The sequence below is a fragment of the Pedobacter sp. genome, assembly GCF_037719805.1.
Lineage (GTDB): Bacteria > Bacteroidota > Bacteroidia > Sphingobacteriales > Sphingobacteriaceae > Pedobacter.
Window position 1 is genome coordinate 327,034 of record NZ_JBBJLZ010000003.1, and the last position, 20,475, is coordinate 347,508.

The following is a 20,475-nucleotide window of genomic DNA, read 5'->3' on the forward strand; positions in this document are numbered from 1 at the left end:
AGAGAAAGCGTTTTACGATCGTCATCTCCGGTTTAACGATTGGTCTTAAAGTTATTGAACAATCTGCTAAACAAAAAACACTATAACATCAGTATTGGTAGTATATTAGGCATATACTTGACGCAATTAAAATGATATCAAAAGCATTAGGCTTGTTTATTTTTCCGGTTATCCTGCCGCTAAGCCTCACTTTTAACTCTTTACAAGCATCGCTTGGCCTGCCAGCCAAACTAGTGATTTCAAAGACTAACGAGCAACCTTGGACGAATCTGATAGATTCCAGGCTTTCAAAATGGGAAAACTACCTAAGCTACAGGCATAAGCTTGGATACAACGGCAAAATACCCGTTGATGAACTAGGTAAGGAAATACCTCCGATCGGATACAACAAAGATCTAACGAAAGTTTTCTCATTAGTAAAAATGGATGGAGAGAACGTGTTAAGGGTAAGTGGAGAGATTTATGGCTCTTTGTACACGAAACAAGAATTTGAGAATTATCACTTAAAATTGAAAGTGAAATGGGGCTCGAAGAAGTTTGAACCAAGGCAAAACCTCTTAAAAGACTCAGGGATCCTTTACCATTCCATTGGAGACAGCGGTGTTGATTACTGGCGTTCATGGATGTTGTCGCAAGAATTTCAAATCATGGAGGGCCACATCGGAGATTATTGGAATGTCGGGGCTTCGGCAATTGAGATCCGTTCATTCTTGCCAGAAGACAAAATGAATAGTGTGGCAAACGCTAAGCAACCCTTTCTAGGCTTTGGGCATGGCAATGAACAAGGACTCTGTTTGAGATCGGAGAACCGGGAGACCGCTGATAACGGTTGGACAACAATTGAACTGATCACGTTTGAGGGCAAGAGCTTCCATGTCGTTAACGGCCATGTTGTTATGGTGCTCCAAAATTCGCACTACGTGAAAGACGGCCAGAAAATTCCTTTGACGAAAGGAAAAATCCAGATTCAAAGTGAAGCTGCAGAGGTTTTTTATAAGGATATACAAATTAAACAATTGAATGCCATGCCCAAAGGTTATTGAAAAACCTCTTTCCTAATCTAAAACAATACACGCTCACCATTGTAGATAATACATAATCCGTCTATAAATGGAAGAAAATAATACCCACAATTCACGCCGCGACTTTCTTAAAAAGTCTGGTGTAGTGACAGCGGTTGCACTCATCCCGCCAATCGCAGTGTCCGCCGCTGAAAAGCAATATGACGAGCGTTTTGCCGAAACATTTGAAAATGTTGCCTGTACCATCGAAATAAATGGCAAGTCGCATAGTTTGAAAATCGATCCCCGAGTTACTTTGCTGGACCTTCTACGAGAACGTTTAGATCTTACCGGAACAAAAAAAGGCTGTGACTACGGCCAATGCGGTGCCTGTACGGTGCATGTCGACGGAAGACGGGTAAACTCCTGCCTTACGCTTGCAGTCATGACCGATGGAAAGAAGGTAACTACAATAGAGGGCCTGGCTAGCGGAGATCAACTACATCCTATGCAGGCAGCTTTTATAAAACATGACGGTTTTCAATGTGGATATTGTACGCCAGGACAAATTATGTCGGCGGTTGCATGCGTTCGAGAAGGGCATGCAGACAGTGAAGACGAAATCAGAGAATTTATGAGCGGCAACATTTGTCGCTGCGGAGCATATCCTAATATTGTAGATGCGATACAGGAAGCGAAACGAGGAGGGCAAACGATATGAAACAGTTTCAATACGTCCGCCCATCGGCACAGCAAGCTGCTATAATCGCCATTGCCAAGGATCCTACAGCGAAATTTATTGCAGGAGGTACAAACCTGCTTGATCTTATGAAACGCAATGTGGAGCAACCCAATCGTTTGGTAGATATCACAAAGCTTCCTCTGAATGAAATCAAGAAAGATGGCAATCTGCTTCGCCTCGGCTCACTGGCCCTGAATAGCGATGTTGCAGATCATGAACTTGTTAGTAAAGAGTATTCATTGCTTTCGCAGGCATTAAATGCGGGGGCATCGGCACAGTTGAGAAATATGGCTACCGTCGGTGGTAATCTCATGCAACGTACCCGCTGTCCGTATTTTTATGATACAGCTATGCCTTGTAACAAACGAGAGCCTGGCACCGGTTGTGGGGCACTAAAAGGTTTCAATCGTATGCATGCTATTTTTGGCGCGAATGAAAAATGCATTGCTGTGAATCCGAGCGATATGAACGTTGCACTAGTTTCCTTAGATGCTATGGTACACGTCGTCGGCCCTAAAGGAGCACGCGTTATTCCGATTAAGGATTTCCACCGACTGCCTGGCGAACATCCGGAGAAAGATACCGTACTTGATAAAAACGAGCTGATTACTGAAGTAACGATACCTCAGGTTTCTCTTACGCACGCACATTACTTAAAAATCCGCGATCGCGCATCTTATGCCTTTGCACTGATATCAGTAGCTGCAGGGCTACAATTGAAGGGAAAAACAATTGTGCAAGCACGTTTGGCGATGGGTGGCGTGGCACATAAACCATGGCGTTTAGCTGCGGCCGAAGCGGATCTGAAAGGAAAGCAGGTTTCTGTTCAAGCTTTTGAACAGGCAGCAGCTATTGCTATGCAGGGAGCTAAAGGATATGGAGACAACAATTTTAAATTACAACTGGGCCCTAAGAGCATTGTTGAAGCGCTTAGGATTGCTTCAGGAATTTAGGCTACTATTTTTAGATCATTATGGAAACTATTTTAAATGCAGCAGGCGAGCCCTTAGACCGGGTTGATGGTAGGTTAAAGGTTACGGGCGCTGCAAAGTACTCTGCAGAATATTTGTTGAAGGATACCAAGTTTGCAGTGCTGGTAAGTAGTACAGTCACTAAGGGCCGTATCCAATCAATAGAAACCAAATTCGCGAAAAGTGCTCCAGGTGTTATTGCAGTAATTTCTCATACGAATGCGATCAGGCCTCCAGGTTATCCGGCAGACAATGAACATCCTACGGAACCTTCTACGGCAGGTCGGCCCCTGCGTGTTTTTTACGATGATAAGGTTTATTTCAATGGTCAACCCGTAGCAATGGTGGTTGCAGATACATTTGAGCGTGCTACCTATGCGGCATCATTAATAAAAGTGCAGTACGCCAAAGCCGAACATAAGACGGATCTGAGCAAGAATATGGATAAAGCTGTCTTGCCAGCATCGGCAAAGAAGAACGCAAAATCACCGCTTGCCGATTATGATCGGGGAGAAGTTGATGGCTATAAAAATGCGCCAGTGAAGATAGAGATGGAATACGAACATTCCTCAGAAATGCACAACCCGATGGAATTACAAGCCATCATCGCACATTGGGAAGCGGATGACAGGTTAACTTTATATGATAAAGTACAGGGGACCCAACCAACGCAGAGAAATTTTGCGAAGGAATGGAAGCTGCCACCAGAAAATGTAAAAGTAATCGCAAAGTTCGTGGGTGGTGCCTTTGGAAACGGACTGCACAACTGGCCTCACGAAACCGCAGCAATTATAGCTGCAAAAATGGTTAAACAGCCCGTTAAACTGATGCTTACGCGAGAGCAAATGTTTTTCATGGTCGGATATAGACCAAGAACGTGGCAAAAGATTGGTATCGGTGCTACAAACGAGGGAAAGTTAGTAGGTATTTCACATAGTTCAATAGGGCAGACCTCAGCCTACGAAGAATTCACAGAGAGTACGCTGCAACAAACCCGCATGATGTATACTGCGCCGAATGTAAGTACCAGATATAGGATACTGCCTTTGGATGTAAGTACGCCGATATGGATGAGAGGTCCTGGTGAAGCAACCGGAGCCTTCGCACTTGAAAGCGCCATTGATGAAATTGCCTATGCCGTAAATATTGATCCGATCGCCTTCAGAGTCTTAAATCATACTGATTCTGATCCAGAAAAAAACATGCCCTGGTCTACAAAATACCTTAAGGAATGTTTTGAAATGGGTGCAAAGGCCATTGGTTGGAACAAACGAAAGCTAAAAGCTGGTAGCCTGAACGAAGGGCGCTGGAAGGTTGGTTATGGAATGGCTGTCGGTACGTTTGGAGCAAACCGTGGAGAAGCTTCCGTGAGGGCGCGCCTTACTGCAAATGGATCTTTGGTGCTTCACAGTGCCGTTACAGATATCGGACCAGGGACAGGAACGGCAATGACACAGATAGCGGCTGATGCGATTGGACTGGCACCGGAACAGATTACTTTTGAACTTGGAGATTCTACATTCCCTATGGCTCCCAGTCAAGGTGGATCTTCGACAGTAAATACGGTTGGTCCAGCAGTAGTAGCTGCATGTACAGGGTTGAAAGAACAACTAATTGTTTTAGCTTCTATTAGCCTTCCTGAATTCAGAGGTGCAAAGCCAGATCAGGTGGAATTCCAAGACGGCGTCATGAAACTTAAAGGGAAAAACTCAAAGATCACTTTTAAGGAGGCCTTCCAGAAAAGTGGCACACCTCACTTGGAGACGACTAAATCGGCTAAACCTGGTGATGGGGGCAAAGGCTATTCGAAATACTCTTATTCAGTTCATTTTGCAGAAGTGCATGTTCATGAGGTGACAGGAGTGATCCGGGTAAAGAAAGTCGTTACTTGCGCTGATGCAGGCACTATTATCAACCTTAAGACAGCCGGTAATCAAATGATTGGCGGTGTAACAGGTGGTATAGGAATGGCGCTTTTAGAAGACGCAGTGATGGACCACAGATATGGCAGATATATCACCAAAGATTTCGCAGATTATCATGTGCCTGTCAACGCAGATGTTCCTGAAATAGAAGTACATTTCGTGAACAAGCCAGATTATATCGTAGATCCTATAGGAACTAAAGGTATCGGAGAAATTGCGATTATAGGAGTTGCTCCGGCTATTACAAATGCGATTTTCAATGCCACAGGAAAAAGGATTCGCCAACTACCTGTGACGATTGATAAAATGTTGTAGCCGAAAAAATAAATAAGTCAACTTACTTAAAACAAGATTGTTATAAAACAAAAGAAGCCTTACATAAGGCTTCTTTTGTTTTATAACATTAAAAGAAATAAAGATTATTGGTTACTAGTTCCAGTACTGCCGCCTGGAGTAGTTTGTTGTCCCGGATTACTAGTACCTGCTATGCTTTGAATTTGTTGTAAGTGATTGCGCAAAGTAGGAAGGTGTTTTGTTGCGAAAGATTTGACGTCTGCATCTGAAGATGCTGCACCACGCTCAAATAAGGCCACTGCATTTTGATGGTCCATAACCATCATTTGAGTATAAGCCGTATCGAATTGAGTACCAGTTAAAGCATTAAGTTCTTGAACTGCAGAAGTGATGTCTACTGGAGACAGCATTTTTAACGAACTGGCAGTGCTATTCATTCCTTTCATATCGTTAGAATTCATCTGTCCCCCTGTTGTACCAGTTGTGCCAGTGGTGCCCATAGTACCTGTTGTGCCGGTTGTTCCAGTAGTACCAGTAGTACCAGTAGTACCAGTGGTGCCCATGGTACCAGTTGTGCCGGTTGTGCCAGTTGTGCCGGTTGTGCCAGTTGTGCCTGTTGTGCCAGTTGTGCCGGTTGTGCCAGTTGTGCCAGTTGTGCCTGTTGTGCCAGTAGTACCTGTAGTACCGGTTGTTCCCATAGTGCCTGTTGTACCAGTAGTTCCGGTTGTACCAGTGGTACCCATTGTACCGGTCGTACCCATTGTTCCAGTTCCGGTGTTTGTCGTGCCAGTGCTTGTTGGCATGATGTCGCTTTGTCTAGGAAGTTTTATGTTCTTTCTTTTTGCCAATGCCATCAGCTCGGTATTTGCTTTGCCGTGATCCACTGTCATCATGGATCCGTAGTCTTTAACTTTTTTGTCCTGAGCTTTTCGTTTAGCAAGGTTTCCAGTTGCGACTTCCTTCATCCCACTTAGTGCTGCCTGATTAATAAATTGGTCTGCGGTAATGGAGGATGCCGGATTCTGAGTTGTAGTTTGAGCAGTTGCCGTTCCGGCAGCTAGCACAATTAATAGACAATTAATGTAGTTTTTCATAGGGATGATTATTAATGAATAAATAGATAAGTTTCCTAATACAACTAGCAATGCTTATAAAAGTTCAGAGGCAAAACACCTGATTTTTAATGAAACTACGGTCTATAGGACTGGCCTATTAGTATATATACCCGAAAATATCTGTGACTTATTTCATTTTTGATTGACATAGGAGTTACATTTTGGCTACAACCAAAGTAGATTCGGCTCCATTTACCATCTTGTTTGTGCAGACCTTTGAATCATAAAATCACTTAAATATGAAAATAGCAATTACAGGTTCTTTGGGACATATCAGCAAACCCTTAGCAACAGAATTAGCGCAGAAAGGACATGTTGTTACTGTTGTGAGCAGCAATTCTGAAAAGAAAAACGAGATAGAAGCAATTGGCGCTAATGCCGCGATAGGCTCTTTAAAAGACATTGACTTTTTAAGCAGAACTTTTGCCGGCGCCGATGCCGTTTATACAATGGTGCCCCCGGGAAACTACATGGACCCTAATCTTGATTTACTGGCTTATTATATCGAGTTAGGTAACAATTACTCAAAAGCCATTCAAGAAGCGGGCGTTAAGCGAGTGGTCAACCTGAGTACAATTGGAGGTAATTTAGCACAAGGGAATGGCATTTTAATCGGTGCACATCATGTTGAGCTTCTGTTAAACGAATTACCTTCGGACGTATCCATTACGCACATGCGTCCAAACTCGTTTTACTACAATTTGCTTGGGTATATACCAATGATTAAGACAATTGGCATGATCGCAGCAAATTACGGAGGGGATAATGTAATCCCATGGGTTTCTCCGATCGACATTGCTGCGGCGATCGCCGAGGAGCTGACCACACCTTTTCATGGTAGAAATTCCCGTTCTGTAGCAAGTGAAGACCTGTCAGGAAACGACACTGCAAGAATATTAGGGGAAGCCATCGGTAAACCTGATCTGAAATGGGTGGTAGTTTCGGATGAGGAGACTCTAAATGGTTTGTTGTCAATTGGGATGAATCCTAAGATTGCAGCTGGTTTAGTGGAAATGTATGCTGGTCTACGAAGTGGTTTACTAGCTCAGGATTATTATCAAAACAAACCCGAAGTTATGGGTAAAGTAAAAATGACAGACTATGCAAAAGAATTTGCAGCTGCTTTTAGTCAGGAATAGTTATTTTAGAGCATGGCAAACATCCTGTTTCATAAGTTTAAAACGATTAGTGAGTTTCATAAATTTAGAGGATTACCGAAGCCGGAACATCCGATGATCAGCGTTATAAACCTAGCGGACGTAAAAAACATGCCTCCAGGTGAGAACAGCATTATATTAGATTTTTATTCCATCGCCCTTAAAAGAAACTTTGGTGCCAAAGTGCGCTATGGGCAGCAGGAGTATGACTTTGACGAAGGCATCATGTTCTTTATTGCGCCAGGACAGATTTTTCGTATTGAGGTAGGAAAAGATATACCAATTGACCAGTCGGGATGGATGCTATTGGTGCATCCCGACTTCCTATGGAATACGCCCCTGTCAAAAATAATTAGGCAAAGCGAGTTTTTCGACTATTCGGTTCATGAGGCGTTGTTCCTGTCAGATAAAGAGGAGCAAACTATTGCAGGAATCATGCAAAACATTCAGCAGGAATATCATTCAAACATTGATAAGTTTAGTCAGAATGTGATGCTTGCTCAACTGGAGCTACTGCTGACTTACTCAGAACGGTTTTATCATCGCCAGTTCATAACCAGGAAAATCTCGAACCATTCTGTTTTAGCTCATCTAGATAAGATCCTCGCAGCGTATTTTGATAACGATTCATTGAGTAAAAAGGGCTTGCCAACGGTGCAGTATGTTGCTGACACTTTGAATGTGTCGCCGAATTATTTAAGCGGCTTATTGAAAATGCTATCAGGACAAAGCACGCAACAACATATTCATAATAAATTGATTGAAAGAGCGAAAGAGAAGCTGTCGGTTACGAGTTTGTCAATTAGTGAGATTGCTTATGGCCTGGGCTTTGAACACTCTCAATCCTTTAACAAGTTGTTTAAACGCTATACGGAGATGACACCGAATAACTTTAGGAAGTCATTTAATTGAAACTATGCTAAGCAGCGGAGGATCTACAGATTCGTCCTCTCCATAGGTGTAGGTATCTGCCAATTCATTATCTGTTTCTAAAACGCTTCATTTGCCAAGCAGCAGCCTCGCCTGGGTTCCCCATTGACCTATAAAAAGGTCTAGCTTACCATCTTTATTAACGTCACCCGCTGCAATACCCCAGCTTCGTCCAACTGTAGATTGAGGGATAACATCTGAAGTAACTAACTTGAAATTTCCTTTTCCATCGTTCTGCAAAGCTTGCATCTGCATTGGATCGAATTTAGGAATCTTTGTTGCGCTAAAGATGATATCTGGTTTACCATCATGGTTAAAATCGATAATGATTCCCGCATAGGTTGAATATTCCTGCTTTGGTATTCGCTTGGCAGTTTCATCCTTAAAGCTTCCTTTCCCATCATTTATCAACAAACGGGCAGAAGGATCCTTCTCAAAAGCTCCACCATTGCTTGTTAAGTTGAGAAATAAAATGTCCAGGCGCTTGTCGCCATTCGCATCAAAAGTCAAGACCTCCCTGGTATGTAAAGGTACCAACAGCTCCAGCTTTTCTGGATGCTCTTTAAAATGACCTTTTCCATCATTTAAAAAGAGGCGGTTTGGAGGAACTTCGTTACCAAGAATCAAATCGAGGTGTTTGTCGCCGTTAAGATCGACCAACTTCACTGATTGCGTTTCCGTTTTCAGCTCAGGCAGACCTTCTTTTGTAAAGTCAATAAAATACCCTGGCCGCTTAGGGTCATTTAACCAGAGGAAGTTATGAGGCGAGGGACCAGTGTTCCCTACAATGATATCCAGTAACCCGTCCCCATTGACATCTCCGATATCAAGTCCATTACCTTCACTTTTTGCCAGGAGGCGATCGCTCGCATCTCTGTACGTACCATCCCCGTTTCCAAGGTAAAATTCATGGTTCTGGTCATCCTCAGCGACGAAAACAAGATCTAACTTGCCATCTTTATCGAAGTCTCCCGCACGTACATGTTCGGTATCATGTTTTTTTTCAGCAAAAACGCCTTTTTTCCAGGTAAAGACTCCTTTGCCATCGTTTAAGTACAAACGGTTAGGTGCGTTTTCCATTGCAAGTACAGCGTCTAAGTGGGAGTCACCGTTGACATCGATCAAAACGACGTCTAAAGGATGCGCTTCGGGATCACTCGGCAAACTGGTAGCAGTGACATCCTTGAAATACGCGGTCTCCGTGTTTTGGGCTACTGCATGAGTACTGGACGCCAAGGCAATCATTGCCAGGATGTTTAAGGTTTTTGTCGCGATTTGAGCCAGCATAATGATGATAATTTATGTTTATAGTAATACTTAATTGACCTTATACGTCAACCAAAGCACATCGTCTTCAATTTGTTTAACCTTCTCAAGTTTGAGTAATGTTGCACCTTCCTTTTTGACATCAGCAGCAATTTCAAAGAGACTGGAGGTTTCAATAGTACCATCGGCAATAGGCAAAAGCAACTGATGAAGTTCATCGATCAGTCCTTCGTTCAAAAAGCTGCCGTTGATATGCCCGCCGCCTTCCAGCATGAGGGTTTCGATACCAAACAAAGCTTTCAATTTCGCAAGTGCAAGATTCAGATCCAGCTGCTCTTTTCCAGCGAATATATACGATACACCCATATCCTGCAAGTGCGCGAGATATCCATCCGCCACGGCTTCCGTCAAAATTGTGATTACGTGGTCTCCTTGCATTGTGGGCTGGTTCCAGCCAAGTTTAGCATGTCCATCAATGGCGATCGCAAAGGAATCGGTACGGTGGTCTGCTACAAAATCGATGCGGTCAACCTGCGGCGAATTTTTTTTGATAACAGGCTTTGCGAAGTCGGTAAAATCTTTCTCCATTGTGGTGCGACCTACAATCCATGCTTTGAATCCTAAAGAGTCATGAGCGGTTTCAAAATTCTTAACCAGCTTTTTAATTTCAGGACTATTGCCCCATTTATCTGATAGTATTTTTCCATCAATGGAAGTCATCATCAGGCAAATCACATATGGTCTGTCGTTCTTGTTCATACTTACTGAACATATTCAAAATGCTTTTGGAGTTAAAAAGTTTTACAAAGGATAGGCTGTGTCGCTCTTTGGCTCCGAAAGCACAAAGAAACTTTGAACAGTCGTAATATTAGGTAAAGTGGCAAGTTTGTTCCTTAGAAATAAATGGTAAGCGTCCATGTCTTTGGTAGCAATGCGCAAAATAAAATCAAAGGCACCAGTCATTTGCAAACATTCCATCACCTCCTCAAATTTTGAAACTTCGTTCTCAAAGGCATATAGCGTATCCGAAGTGTGGTCTTTTAGCAGGACCTGTGAAAAAGCCATAAGTCCGAGATCAATTTTCTTACGGTCTAAAATAGCTACGATTTTCTTGATGTAACCATGCTCCTTTAATCTCCTGATCCGTTCGTGAACGGTCGCTAATGATTTGTTTAGTTTGTAGGCGAGTTCTTTGTTGGTCATTGTTGCATCTATCTGCATCAATCTTAGGATCTCAAGATCCGTGGGATCCAGTTCGGAATTAATCATATCTATTGTTTAGACTGGAAAATTATCAGTTTCCATTGAAAAAATGAAGTGGTTTCGAAAATAATCGCAATTTTTTGGTTAATAGCCATAAAATTACTTGATTATTATGTAATATATTGATATATGGGTTATGGATATCGATTTTTACCGAAAATAGAATGTCTACATGATTGCGATAGCCAACGATACAACGAACCTGACAGAAGCACTTGAGCGCAAATTTGAGCACCTCTGGCATCTGGTAGGAAACACGCCAATGCTTGAACTTCAATATACTTATCAGGGTATCCCGGGTAGGATATATGTGAAATGCGAGCACTATAATCTTACTGGCAGTATCAAGGATAGGATCGCATTATACACACTTTTCAATGCTTATAAGGAAGGAATGATCAAGCCAGGCGACGAGATCATAGAAGCTACAAGTGGCAATACAGGCATCGCATTTGCAGCCATTGGTAAGGCGATGGGGCATCCGGTAAAAATAATAATGCCCAACTGGCTTAGTAAAGAACGTGTCGACATCATTAAAAGTCTTGGTGCTGAGGTAGTCCTTGTTAGTAAAGAAGAGGGAGGATTTTTAGGTAGCATCCGACTGGCGGAATCGCTGGCTCTTGAAAATGGCAACACTTTTTTGCCCCGACAGTTCGATAACAATGACAATGTTTGCGCACATGAGCAGACGACCGGCGTGGAAATCTGGGAGCAGTTAAAAAATAGTGGATTAACACCTGACGCCTTAGTAGCCGGCGTAGGCACTGGCGGAACCATTATGGGTGCAGGTAAGTATCTTCGAAGCAAGAATCCAAAGGTAAAGATCCATCCACTTGAGCCAGCCGAATCACCAACACTGACTACAGGATATAAAGTAGGAAGCCATAGAATTCAGGGTATATCTGACGAGTTTATTCCAGCGATAGTAAAGTTGGATCAGTTGGATGAAGTTATTCAGGCAAATGACGGCGATGCCATTTTAATGGCTCAGAAACTTGCCAGGCAATTGGGGCTAGCAGTGGGAATATCATCCGGGGCTAACGTTATTGGTGCAATTAAACTACAGCGTAGACTAGGTATCAAAAGTTGCGTAGTCACTATCTTTTCAGACAGCAATAAAAAATATTTAAGTACAGACTTAATGAAGGAAGAGCCGGTTAAGGATGGTTACGTGTCCACTGAAACAGAATTTATAACCTATCACCCCATTAGTCGTTTAAAATAATAATCAACTACATACTAAAACCAACACAACCAACAATGAAAAAACTTATGCTCACAGTCCTTATGCTCTTATCCTTAAGTGCTGTACAAAGCCAAATATTAAAGCCGGTTAAATGGAGTTATTTAGCTAAAAAAACTTCAAAGACTGAGGCAACTCTTCTGATCAGAGCAACGATTGATAATGGATGGCATATCTATTCTCAGACTGTTCCGGATGGTGGTCCGATTAAAACTTCATTCAGCTTCAAGCCTGCAAAAGCTTTTTCTTTGGTAGGTAAAACTGTTGAGCCAAAGCCGATCAGTAAATTTGAGAAGACCTTTGATATGAATGTTGCTTTTTTTGAGAAGTCGGTTACCTTTCAACAAAAAGTGAAGCTGGTAGGTGGCAAAACTGTTATTAAAGGATCCGTAGAATTTATGGTCTGTGATGACCATCAATGTTTACCTCCAGAGACAGTTGAGTTTTCAATCCCGGTAAGCTAATACAATGATCACATTACATTTCAAAAATACATTTAGAGTGCTCCTTATCGGGGTACTCTTTTTTTTAGGTAGCACTTCTACCGTTTTTTCGCAAACGGATACAACGATATCAAATGATGAATTTACGGAGATCGTTGCAGATACAACCAGCACTGATACGGTAGCGGAAGCTAGCACAACAGTTGTCTCAGACAGTCAGGATAGAGCGGAAGTAAAGCCACTTTCATTAAAACAAGAGGCTCAGAAAACCCTTTGGCAAACTTTCATTGCCGGATTAATAGGCGGCTTTTTAGCCTTCATTATGCCTTGTATCTTTCCAATGGTACCTTTGACAATCAGTTATTTTACCAAGCGTGCAGGCAGTAAGCAAAAGGGTATAGGTCAGGCCATGATCTACGGCCTTTCTATCATTGTGATCTATGTTGCTTTTGGTTTGCTGATCACGGTATTGTTTGGTTCCGCAGGTTTGAACGCTTTTAGTTCCAGTGGCCTGTTTAACTTCTTCTTTTTTCTTGTTCTGGTCACTTTTGCGATTTCTTTCTTTGGCGCTTTTGAAATCACATTACCAAGTGCTTTTGTTAATAAAATAGACCAGAAAGCCGATACCAGTAAAGGTTTAGGCGGTATCTTCTTTATGGCGGCTTCACTGGCCCTGGTTTCCTTTTCTTGTACAGGTCCAATTATCGGTACCTTACTTGTGGAGGCCAGCTCCAAAGGAACGTTGTTAGGTCCGGCAGTGGGCATGTTTGGCTTTGCTTTAGCACTATCACTACCATTCACCATTTCGGCGATCTTCCCGGGCTTTCTAAGTTCCATGCCTAAATCAGGCGGATGGCTGAATAGCGTTAAAGTATGCCTTGGTTTCCTTGAACTTGCTTTCGCTTTGAAGTTCCTTTCTGCCGCAGATCTGGTATGGCACTGGGAATGGTTTGATAGAGAGGTTTTCCTGGTCCTGTGGATCGTGATCTTCCTGTTGATGGGCTTTTACCTGCTGGGAAAACTGAAATTCTCACATGATAGTGATTTACCTTTTGTATCTGTTCCAAGATTATTTTTAGCTATGTTCTCCTTCGCATTTGCAATTTACATGATCCCCGGTTTATGGGGAGCGCCTGTTAGCGTATTAAGTGGTTTAGCGCCACCAATGAATACCCAGGACTTCATCCTCACTCCAGGTGGCTCAGCTTCAGCTCCTGCAGATACCAATTTTCCAACGGAAGTAAAATACGACAAGGTGTTTAAAAAGCCTGTTGGCTTTACGCCTTTCTTTGACCTGGAAGAAGGACTGGCCTATGCCAAGAAAGTCAATAAACCGGTAATGATCGACTTTACAGGCTGGGCCTGTGTGAACTGTCGCAAGATGGAGGACAATGTTTGGATCAAGCCTGAAGTAGGCAATCTAATCAAGAAATACGTTTTGATTCAATTGTATGTTGATGAGCGTAAGACCAAGATGCCAGCAGATAAGATCCATTATTCAAAGATTTTGAAACACAAGACGGACGACCTGGGCTGGTGGAATGCAGATTTCCAGGCGACAAATTACAACACCAATTCACAACCGTTTTATGTATTGGCAGGTCATGATTTGAAGCCATTGGTTACACCGCAGGGTGCGATCTTTAATGCGGGCGATTATGCGGTGTTTCTACAAAGTGGTTTGGATGCATTTTTTAAATAGAAATTTTGTTTGACTGGGTGGATGCCCTTAAATAAATTTAGAGTTAGTAGTAATTAATTAGGCTGGACGGTTGTCCGGCCTTTTTACGTTTAGGGTTGGTATGACCTCTCGTCAAAACCAAAATAACAGGGACTAAAATCCAATGCAAGTCCAATATTTAACTGGTTAAATTGGACTTGCATTGGATTTACATTGGACTTGCATTGGACTTGAGTGCATTACTACCAAACTTCGTCCTATACTAATTGTCTATCCTGATAGTATCTTTAACCTAGCAAATACGATTTAAACGCTGTATGAATGTAGAAATTTCTTGCCCAAAAGAGTGATTGGAATAATAGTTTCTTAGCTTGAGCAAATCTATACGAAAGGCTATATTGCAATGGTTATGCCGGCTACTTGAATCCCACTTAATGTTGTTAAAATACACTCCTTGCCAAATATGGATTTGCCTTGTTTCTTTGACTTTATGCTTATCGTCAGTAACAGGGTTGAAAGCCATGATGCCTTTTGACACGCTAATCACTGTTAAAATCGATCTGAAAAGAAAAGCTCAAAATATCGACAATTTTGGATCATCAGGTTGCTGGTACTCGGAAGGGATAGGGAAATATTGGCTGGAGGTAAAGCGGCAAAAAATTGCCGAATTGCTTTTTAGCAAGAAATTAGATGCTAACGGACAACCGCTGGGGATTGGGTTATCTGCATGGAGGTTCAATATTGGTGCAGGCACGATGGAACAGGGCGATAGCAGTGGTATCAAGGATTTCCGGAAAAGGTCTGATTCCTTTCTTAATGCTAACGGTTCCTATGATTGGAATAAGCAGGCAGGGCAGCGCTTCTTTCTACAAAAGGCCAAAGATTACGGAGTAGAAACCCTTATTGCTTTTTCAAACTCCCCTCCGGTGCAGTTTACTAAAAACGGTTTAGGGTTTAAGACCGAGAAAGATTACCGGTCTAACCTTAAGGGGGATTCATACCTTGCATATGCTTCTTTTTTAAGTGATGTGATTAAGCATTTTGATCAGCAGAATCTCCACTTTGGCTATGTAAGTCCCGTAAATGAACCACAATGGGATTGGTCCCGCAAGTATATGCAGGCGGATCAGGAAGGAAGTCCATGGAGAAATGAAGAGATTTTTAGCATTGTTAAAGTCTTGGATTCAACATTGAAGCGTCGAAAATTAGAAAGCAAGATTCTAATCCCGGAGGCTGGCGCTCTGAATTATTTATATGGAGGCTCGGGGGGCTCTTCAAGGCAAATCCAGAACTTTTTCAATCCAAAAAGTGAAATGTATATGGGTAATTTCGCTCATGTGCCGAAGCTAATTGCTGGACACAGCTATTTTACTGAGGCTAATGATGATGTGTTGGTAGGTATCAGGAAACAACTAGCAGATACGGCAAAGGCTTTCGGCTTAAAGTACTGGCAGTCCGAATATTCGATGCTTGCTGATGGATTCAGGGACGGTCAGAAAGGGCCAAGAAGTGGTATGGACTGTGCGTTGTTTCTATCAAAGGTTATTCATAACGATCTAACCGTGGGCAATGCTGCAGCATGGCAGTTTTGGAATGCTTATGAGCCAGGGCCGGCTAAGGTTAACACCAGGTATTATCTGATTGCGCTCCACCCCGAACCAGATTTTAAAAATGGAGAATTTAGTGTGACAAAGAATCTTTGGGCACTTGGGCATTACAGTAGATTTATTCGTCCAGGCATGACTAGGATCCTAACTGACCATGAAGAAGATGCAGGTTCAGAAACAGCTAAAAATCTAATGGTCTCTTCCTATTTAGACCGGAATAATAAATTAGTGTTAGTTGCTATTAATTACGGGAACGTCAAGATGGATCTAAAACTGAGTATAAAAAATGCAAAGCGGAAATACCGTGGTTTTACAAGATATTTAACCACGTCTGCCGACGATATAAATATGAAACCAGAGTTGGCAAACGGGATTGATAAACCAATATTATTACCTCCCCGCTCCATTTCCACTATTGTATTGGAATAGTGATTTTGTAGTGTTAATCTGCGTCAACCCGGAAATTCCTGCCACCAAATCTTGAGAGATTATAATTCAGGGTCATCGTAAAGACTCTTGTTTGCTGCTTGTTCCTATTGTCTATAATAGTATTACCAGAAACTGTTCTGGAGAGGTTGTTTCCTTGTCCAAGAATATCATTTGCGTTAAGACCGAATCTTAATGATTTGTCTTTAAAAAAGCTTTTCTCTAGCCCACCATTGATTACCAGAGGATTTGCGTTAGCTAAAGAGTACCCATAGTTCATTCGTTTGTTGCCAGAGAAATTCACGTAGTATGATTTTCTTATGGTCAAGCGTCCAAAAATATTCATGTGGAGGTTAGTCACATCCTGGATCGTTTGTGTTTCTGCACCGTCATTATGATTGGTGTTGAAATTCAAGCCTCCATCGAGACTTAAGTTTTTCAACCTAAGTCCGCTGTTTAATGATCCTCCAAGAGTCTTCGTTCTAAAAAAAGCTGGTGCCCCTATCTGGCCGATTCCAATAGGTTGATATTGTGAATACCTATACAGGTTATTTGCATTGTTGTTGCTGGTCACTGAATAACTGATGTCAGCGTTTAGAGAAACCTTTTTAAAAGTAAGGTTGCTGCTTAGCCTTTGAGAAAAATTCACTCCTTTGCCATAGGCTTTTTCGTTATTGAAAATGATTGCTCGATTGGAGAATCCGACAGAACCTGAATAACTGATGGCACTCTTGTTTTTCGTGATTGGGATATGGACAGTATAATTGCTATTGACCTGATAGTTTCCGTTGACATTTTCATACCGGGTAATTTGTTTTAAACTGTTCAGCGTATCCGGAATCAGTGATACGTTATCTACGATCTCCCTTTGGGTCGCCGAGCCGTTTAGGCCTATTTGTAAACTTCTACCCGTTTTAATTTGTGAATAGTTGAAATTAGCATTCAGGTTGTGATTGAATGATGGTTTTAAATCCGGATTGCCAATTACTATATTCTGCAGGCTCTGACTATTTCTAATCGGTTGAATCTGGCGAATTGTTGGGTTCGAATTTGATCCCTGGTAGTTCATAGAGATACGTTTACCCTGCTTCAATGTTTTACTAAAGTTGATAGAAGGGGAATAGTTAAAAGTGTTGTTATGTGTAGTTTGATTTAATCTAAGGTCTTTATTTGAAAGCATGTTAGGGCTAGCATTTAACCCAATATTATACCTTGCTTTACTGGAAGTGTAATTGTAGTTCAAGCTTGCACTTTGGCTTAATGATGTACTGTTAAAAGAAGTGCTGAGGGAGTCAACAAAGGAGACCTTATCGCTGGTATTGTCAAACACAAACGTTGATACCAGGTTGCTTGATACTGAACCAGAAGCATTATAACCAAAATTCAGGCTACCTTTCCCTAACGTATCTTTAGCTTTTTTTAACCCAATACTATAACTCAAACCTATTCCAAAATTCTGCTGGTTGGTACTGCTGTTTAGTTCCCTGTTTAGCAACGAATCCTTCTGCAAAACGCCGGTTTCTTTATTATAATAAAGTGTATTTGTTCTGATATTTTGGTCGCTATTAGATTTTGATGTTGAAAAGGAAGCCCGACCTGAAAAGGAATTCTTTAAATTTTTCAGTTTTTTCGAAAAGTTGAATCCCGTATTTATATTTGGAGAACTCGTGTTGGCACTATTGCTATTGCTTAGGTCCTGACGAATGACGCCTGATTGGCGGGCATATGATACATTTTGATTAGCGGAGTTATTATAGTTTGCATTTACAAAGCCGTCCAGGTACATCTTTTTATTATTGAAATTCAGGTTCGAATTTAGACTATGAACACTGCCTCCATCGTCTCCGGTATTTTGTGAATTGTTAATGAAATTTCCTCCGCTATTCACAGACTCAATTACTTGCTCACTTGAAAACGCGTTCCTATTATTGTTGAAATTGTATCCGATTCCACCACGCATATTGTCGGTAATCTTGTTGTTATGACTTAGTCCAAGACTTACCGATCGATTAGTTCCAGCGCCATTATTTGAGGTATTGCCATTAAGATTAGCCGAACTTTGCTTTACACCGTTCCATAGGTTGACCTGTGCACCACTGCCAATCATTTCATTCGTTCCGGCGTTTCCAGATACCCCGCCAAATCCTCCGTTATCCATTCCTGGCTTTGTGACAATGTTTAACATTTTCCTTGGTTCACCGATTTTGATACCCGTAAAATTGGCCTCATCCCCAAAGTCATCAATAACCTGAATTTTAGATACGATTCCTGCTGGTAGTTTTCCAATGAAATCTTTGATATCGCTCGTGAAAAAATCTTTTCCATTCACACGAAGCTTTACCATCTCTTTACCCATCGTTTTCACACCATACTGATCATCTACTTCCATTCCAGGAAACTGTTTAATTAGGTCTGCTACATTGTCTCCTTCGTTAACTCGGAATGCTGCGGCGTTATATTCAGTGGTATCTTGCATAAACCTAACGGGATTGGGTTTGGCGGTAATAACTACTTCATTGAGCATTTGACTAGACGGCTTCAAAATCAAATTGTTCAGTCTCTTGTGTTTCTCTTTTTCGGCGAAGGAATAAGTGGCCTTGTAGGGTAGATAGCCAATATTAGAAATTTCAAGGGTAAACTTTTCCTCGTTTATCTTTGAAAAGCTAAAGGCGCCATATTCATCTGACTGCGTTGTCATCGTGTCTTTAGCAAGAATGATTCTAACTTTGGAATTGGGTATGATCGTATTTGTTGAATCGATGACAGAACCGGATACCTTACGGTTTGCCTGTGCTAAAACTTGCAGCATACTACCGCAAATGAATAAGAGAGTGAGCGCGATAATCTTTTTCAACAACAGATGGTTATATGCAAACTTAATTTTTTATTTTCACACATGCCAGCCTTATCTAATATATCACTACCGCCTCTTGACGACGGCAGTTACCTCCAGAACATTCCAAGTCTGAATAAGGGTTTGCAACTAAGACTCAAGAAGAATGTAACGTTTTTTGTTGGGGAAAATGGCTCTGGTAAGTCTACTTTACTAGAGGGTATTGCAGAGAAATGCGGCTTTAATTTAAGGGGAGGTAACCGCAATCATAATTTGAATACAGGTTACCGCTTTAATGGCTATGAATCACCATTAACCCGAACGTTAGCGCTTACATGGACTCCTCGCAGAATTAACGATGGCTTTTTTATAAGAGCAGAAAGCTTTTTTAATTTTGCTTCCTACATTGATGATCTTGTGAGGGAAGATACAAGTGGGAGAATGCTCGAGGCTTACGGCGGTAGGTTACTTCACGAACAGTCACATGGGGAGTCCTTTCTTTCGCTATTCAATAACCAGTTTGAGTCAGGAATTTACATCCTTGATGAGCCGGAAGCGGCTCTTTCTCCTGCGAGAATTATGGCATTTATGTCTGTTATAGACGAACTTGATAAGAGCGGGAGGGCTCAGTCTATAATAGCTACACACTCACCTATTCTTATCTGCTATCCGGGCGCGGTGATTTATCAGTTTGATGAAGAAGGAGTTAGGGAAACTACTTATGAGGAAACGGAGCACTTCACGCTTACCAAATCTTTTTTAAACAATCCGAAGCTGTTTCTCCGACACTTAATGAGTGACGGAGGAGCCCGGAGTTTGGGCGAAGATGCGACTTAGCATCTCATAAAGGTCTGGATGCGTTTTCTCAAACTTTTCAGGCTTTTCGAAGAAGTATTCGGCAGCAACGGCAAGGAATTCTGCTTCATTGCTTATCGCATAAGGATTGATGTCTGAGTTTCCGGATTCAATATTTTGCATTTCCTTATGCATCATCTTTAGCCATGGGGTCGCGAATTCTGGTGCCAGAAAGTTTTCTGGAACACCGTCGGTCGCGCCATCTGATTTGTCTAACAAGTGCACAAACTCATGGACCGCAGCATTTTCTTTTCCAGCAGTGTTTGAAAAACCTGCAAGTAAAGCATCTCTTGATAGAAGCATCTGCCCATTCATATAGCCTGAACCGACCATGCCCATAATATTTCGGCTATCTCCTTCATATTGAAAATCGCTATTGAAGGTATGTGGATAAAGAACTACGTTACTAAGATTTTTGTACTTCCACTCAGGAAAACCAAATATAGGAATGACAGCACTTGAAGCAATTAATACCTGATCCAGTTCTGTTATATCTGTGCCTACACCTTCAATCCGCGTTTCGCTAAGAAAACTAATTACTAGATTTTCAAATCGAGATTTGCCAGCATCATCAAGTTTCTGATAAAAAGCTACTTCTGCATTCAGGATTCCCGCATACTTAACTGTCGACTCGAGGATGTCGGGGGCTTGAGTCTTTCTTCTTCTAAATAGAAGGTACCCAGCTATAATTAGGATTGCTATACTTACAACAAGTGCCGTCAT

Annotated in this window: 17 protein-coding genes; 11 read left to right on the forward strand and 6 right to left on the reverse strand. The window is 41.8% G+C overall.

What is annotated here, in order from left to right; all coding sequences use genetic code 11:
• The first annotated feature begins 131 nt into the window (after nucleotides 1-131).
• From WKF66_RS11145 to WKF66_RS11160, 4 genes are all read left to right on the forward strand, one after another.
• Nucleotides 132-1,043: a 3-keto-disaccharide hydrolase gene (locus WKF66_RS11145; RefSeq protein ID WP_489674526.1), complete on the forward strand. Its 912-nt coding sequence runs from the start codon at nucleotides 132-134 to the stop codon at nucleotides 1,041-1,043.
• A 67-nt stretch (nucleotides 1,044-1,110) separates the two neighbouring features.
• Nucleotides 1,111-1,722 carry a (2Fe-2S)-binding protein gene (locus tag WKF66_RS11150; RefSeq protein WP_489674527.1) on the forward strand — a complete coding sequence of 204 codons (612 nt, stop codon included), beginning with the start codon at nucleotides 1,111-1,113 and terminating at the stop codon, nucleotides 1,720-1,722.
• Nucleotides 1,719-2,696 carry an FAD binding domain-containing protein gene (locus tag WKF66_RS11155; protein WP_489674528.1) on the forward strand — a complete coding sequence of 326 codons (978 nt, stop codon included), beginning with the start codon at nucleotides 1,719-1,721 and terminating at the stop codon, nucleotides 2,694-2,696. Before WKF66_RS11150 ends, WKF66_RS11155 begins: the two co-directional genes overlap by 4 nt.
• Before the next feature lie 20 nt (nucleotides 2,697-2,716).
• Entirely contained in the window at nucleotides 2,717-4,954 is a 2,238-nt protein-coding gene (locus WKF66_RS11160) for a xanthine dehydrogenase family protein molybdopterin-binding subunit (protein WP_489674529.1), read from the forward strand.
• A gap of 104 nt (nucleotides 4,955-5,058) precedes the next feature.
• Here the strand turns inward: WKF66_RS11160 and WKF66_RS11165 are convergent, their stop codons facing one another.
• Nucleotides 5,059-6,027, reverse strand: a complete 969-nt coding sequence (locus tag WKF66_RS11165; RefSeq protein ID WP_489674530.1) for a DUF4142 domain-containing protein — start codon at nucleotides 6,025-6,027, stop codon at nucleotides 5,059-5,061.
• Nucleotides 6,028-6,287: 260 nt separating this feature from the next.
• Here WKF66_RS11165 and WKF66_RS11170 point away from each other — a divergent pair, with 260 nt between their 5' ends.
• Nucleotides 6,288-7,187 carry an NmrA family NAD(P)-binding protein gene (locus WKF66_RS11170; protein WP_489674531.1) on the forward strand — a complete coding sequence of 300 codons (900 nt, stop codon included), beginning with the start codon at nucleotides 6,288-6,290 and terminating at the stop codon, nucleotides 7,185-7,187.
• Nucleotides 7,188-7,199: 12 nt separating this feature from the next.
• On the forward strand, nucleotides 7,200-8,117 hold the full coding sequence (locus tag WKF66_RS11175) for a helix-turn-helix domain-containing protein (protein ID WP_489674532.1): 918 nt from the start codon (nucleotides 7,200-7,202) through the stop codon (nucleotides 8,115-8,117).
• A gap of 87 nt (nucleotides 8,118-8,204) precedes the next feature.
• On the opposite strand, the gene WKF66_RS11180 is transcribed toward WKF66_RS11175, so the two are convergent.
• Genes WKF66_RS11180 through WKF66_RS11190 form a run of 3 tightly spaced genes read right to left on the reverse strand, consistent with a single transcriptional unit; the run spans nucleotide 8,205 to nucleotide 10,670 of the window.
• The gene (locus WKF66_RS11180; protein ID WP_489674533.1) at nucleotides 8,205-9,422 is read right to left on the reverse strand and encodes an FG-GAP repeat domain-containing protein; all 1,218 of its coding nucleotides are present in this window, start codon (nucleotides 9,420-9,422) and stop codon (nucleotides 8,205-8,207) included.
• 30 nt (nucleotides 9,423-9,452) lie between these two features.
• Nucleotides 9,453-10,160: a RibD family protein gene (locus tag WKF66_RS11185; RefSeq protein ID WP_489674534.1), complete on the reverse strand. Its 708-nt coding sequence runs from the start codon at nucleotides 10,158-10,160 to the stop codon at nucleotides 9,453-9,455.
• Nucleotides 10,161-10,202: 42 nt separating this feature from the next.
• On the reverse strand, nucleotides 10,203-10,670 hold the full coding sequence (locus WKF66_RS11190; RefSeq protein WP_489674535.1) for an Lrp/AsnC family transcriptional regulator: 468 nt from the start codon (nucleotides 10,668-10,670) through the stop codon (nucleotides 10,203-10,205).
• A 166-nt stretch (nucleotides 10,671-10,836) separates the two neighbouring features.
• Here WKF66_RS11190 and WKF66_RS11195 point away from each other — a divergent pair, with 166 nt between their 5' ends.
• The 4 genes from WKF66_RS11195 (at nucleotide 10,837) to WKF66_RS11210 (ending at nucleotide 16,067) form a co-directional block, all read left to right on the forward strand.
• The gene (locus tag WKF66_RS11195) at nucleotides 10,837-11,889 is read left to right on the forward strand and encodes a PLP-dependent cysteine synthase family protein (RefSeq protein WP_489674536.1); all 1,053 of its coding nucleotides are present in this window, start codon (nucleotides 10,837-10,839) and stop codon (nucleotides 11,887-11,889) included.
• Between the two features lie 35 nt (nucleotides 11,890-11,924).
• A complete protein-coding gene (locus WKF66_RS11200; protein ID WP_489674537.1) occupies nucleotides 11,925-12,371 on the forward strand; it encodes a protein-disulfide reductase DsbD N-terminal domain-containing protein in 447 nt (148 codons plus the stop codon).
• Between the two features lie 4 nt (nucleotides 12,372-12,375).
• On the forward strand, nucleotides 12,376-14,052 hold the full coding sequence (locus WKF66_RS11205) for a protein-disulfide reductase DsbD family protein (RefSeq protein WP_489674538.1): 1,677 nt from the start codon (nucleotides 12,376-12,378) through the stop codon (nucleotides 14,050-14,052).
• A 500-nt stretch (nucleotides 14,053-14,552) separates the two neighbouring features.
• The gene (locus WKF66_RS11210; protein WP_489674539.1) at nucleotides 14,553-16,067 is read left to right on the forward strand and encodes a glycoside hydrolase; all 1,515 of its coding nucleotides are present in this window, start codon (nucleotides 14,553-14,555) and stop codon (nucleotides 16,065-16,067) included.
• Nucleotides 16,068-16,080: 13 nt separating this feature from the next.
• Here WKF66_RS11210 and WKF66_RS11215 read toward each other — a convergent pair whose 3' ends face one another.
• A complete protein-coding gene (locus tag WKF66_RS11215) occupies nucleotides 16,081-18,918 on the reverse strand; it encodes an outer membrane beta-barrel protein (RefSeq protein WP_489674540.1) in 2,838 nt (945 codons plus the stop codon).
• 42 nt (nucleotides 18,919-18,960) lie between these two features.
• On the opposite strand from WKF66_RS11215, the gene WKF66_RS11220 reads away from it, so the two are divergent.
• Nucleotides 18,961-19,734 (forward strand): AAA family ATPase, encoded by a 774-nt coding sequence (locus WKF66_RS11220; protein ID WP_489674541.1) that lies wholly within the window; start codon nucleotides 18,961-18,963, stop codon nucleotides 19,732-19,734.
• Here the strand turns inward: WKF66_RS11220 and WKF66_RS11225 are convergent.
• Nucleotides 19,687-20,475, reverse strand: coding sequence for a M90 family metallopeptidase (locus WKF66_RS11225; RefSeq protein WP_489674542.1), 789 nt, complete (start codon nucleotides 20,473-20,475; stop codon nucleotides 19,687-19,689). The two genes, WKF66_RS11220 and WKF66_RS11225, sit on opposite strands and share 48 nt — an antisense overlap.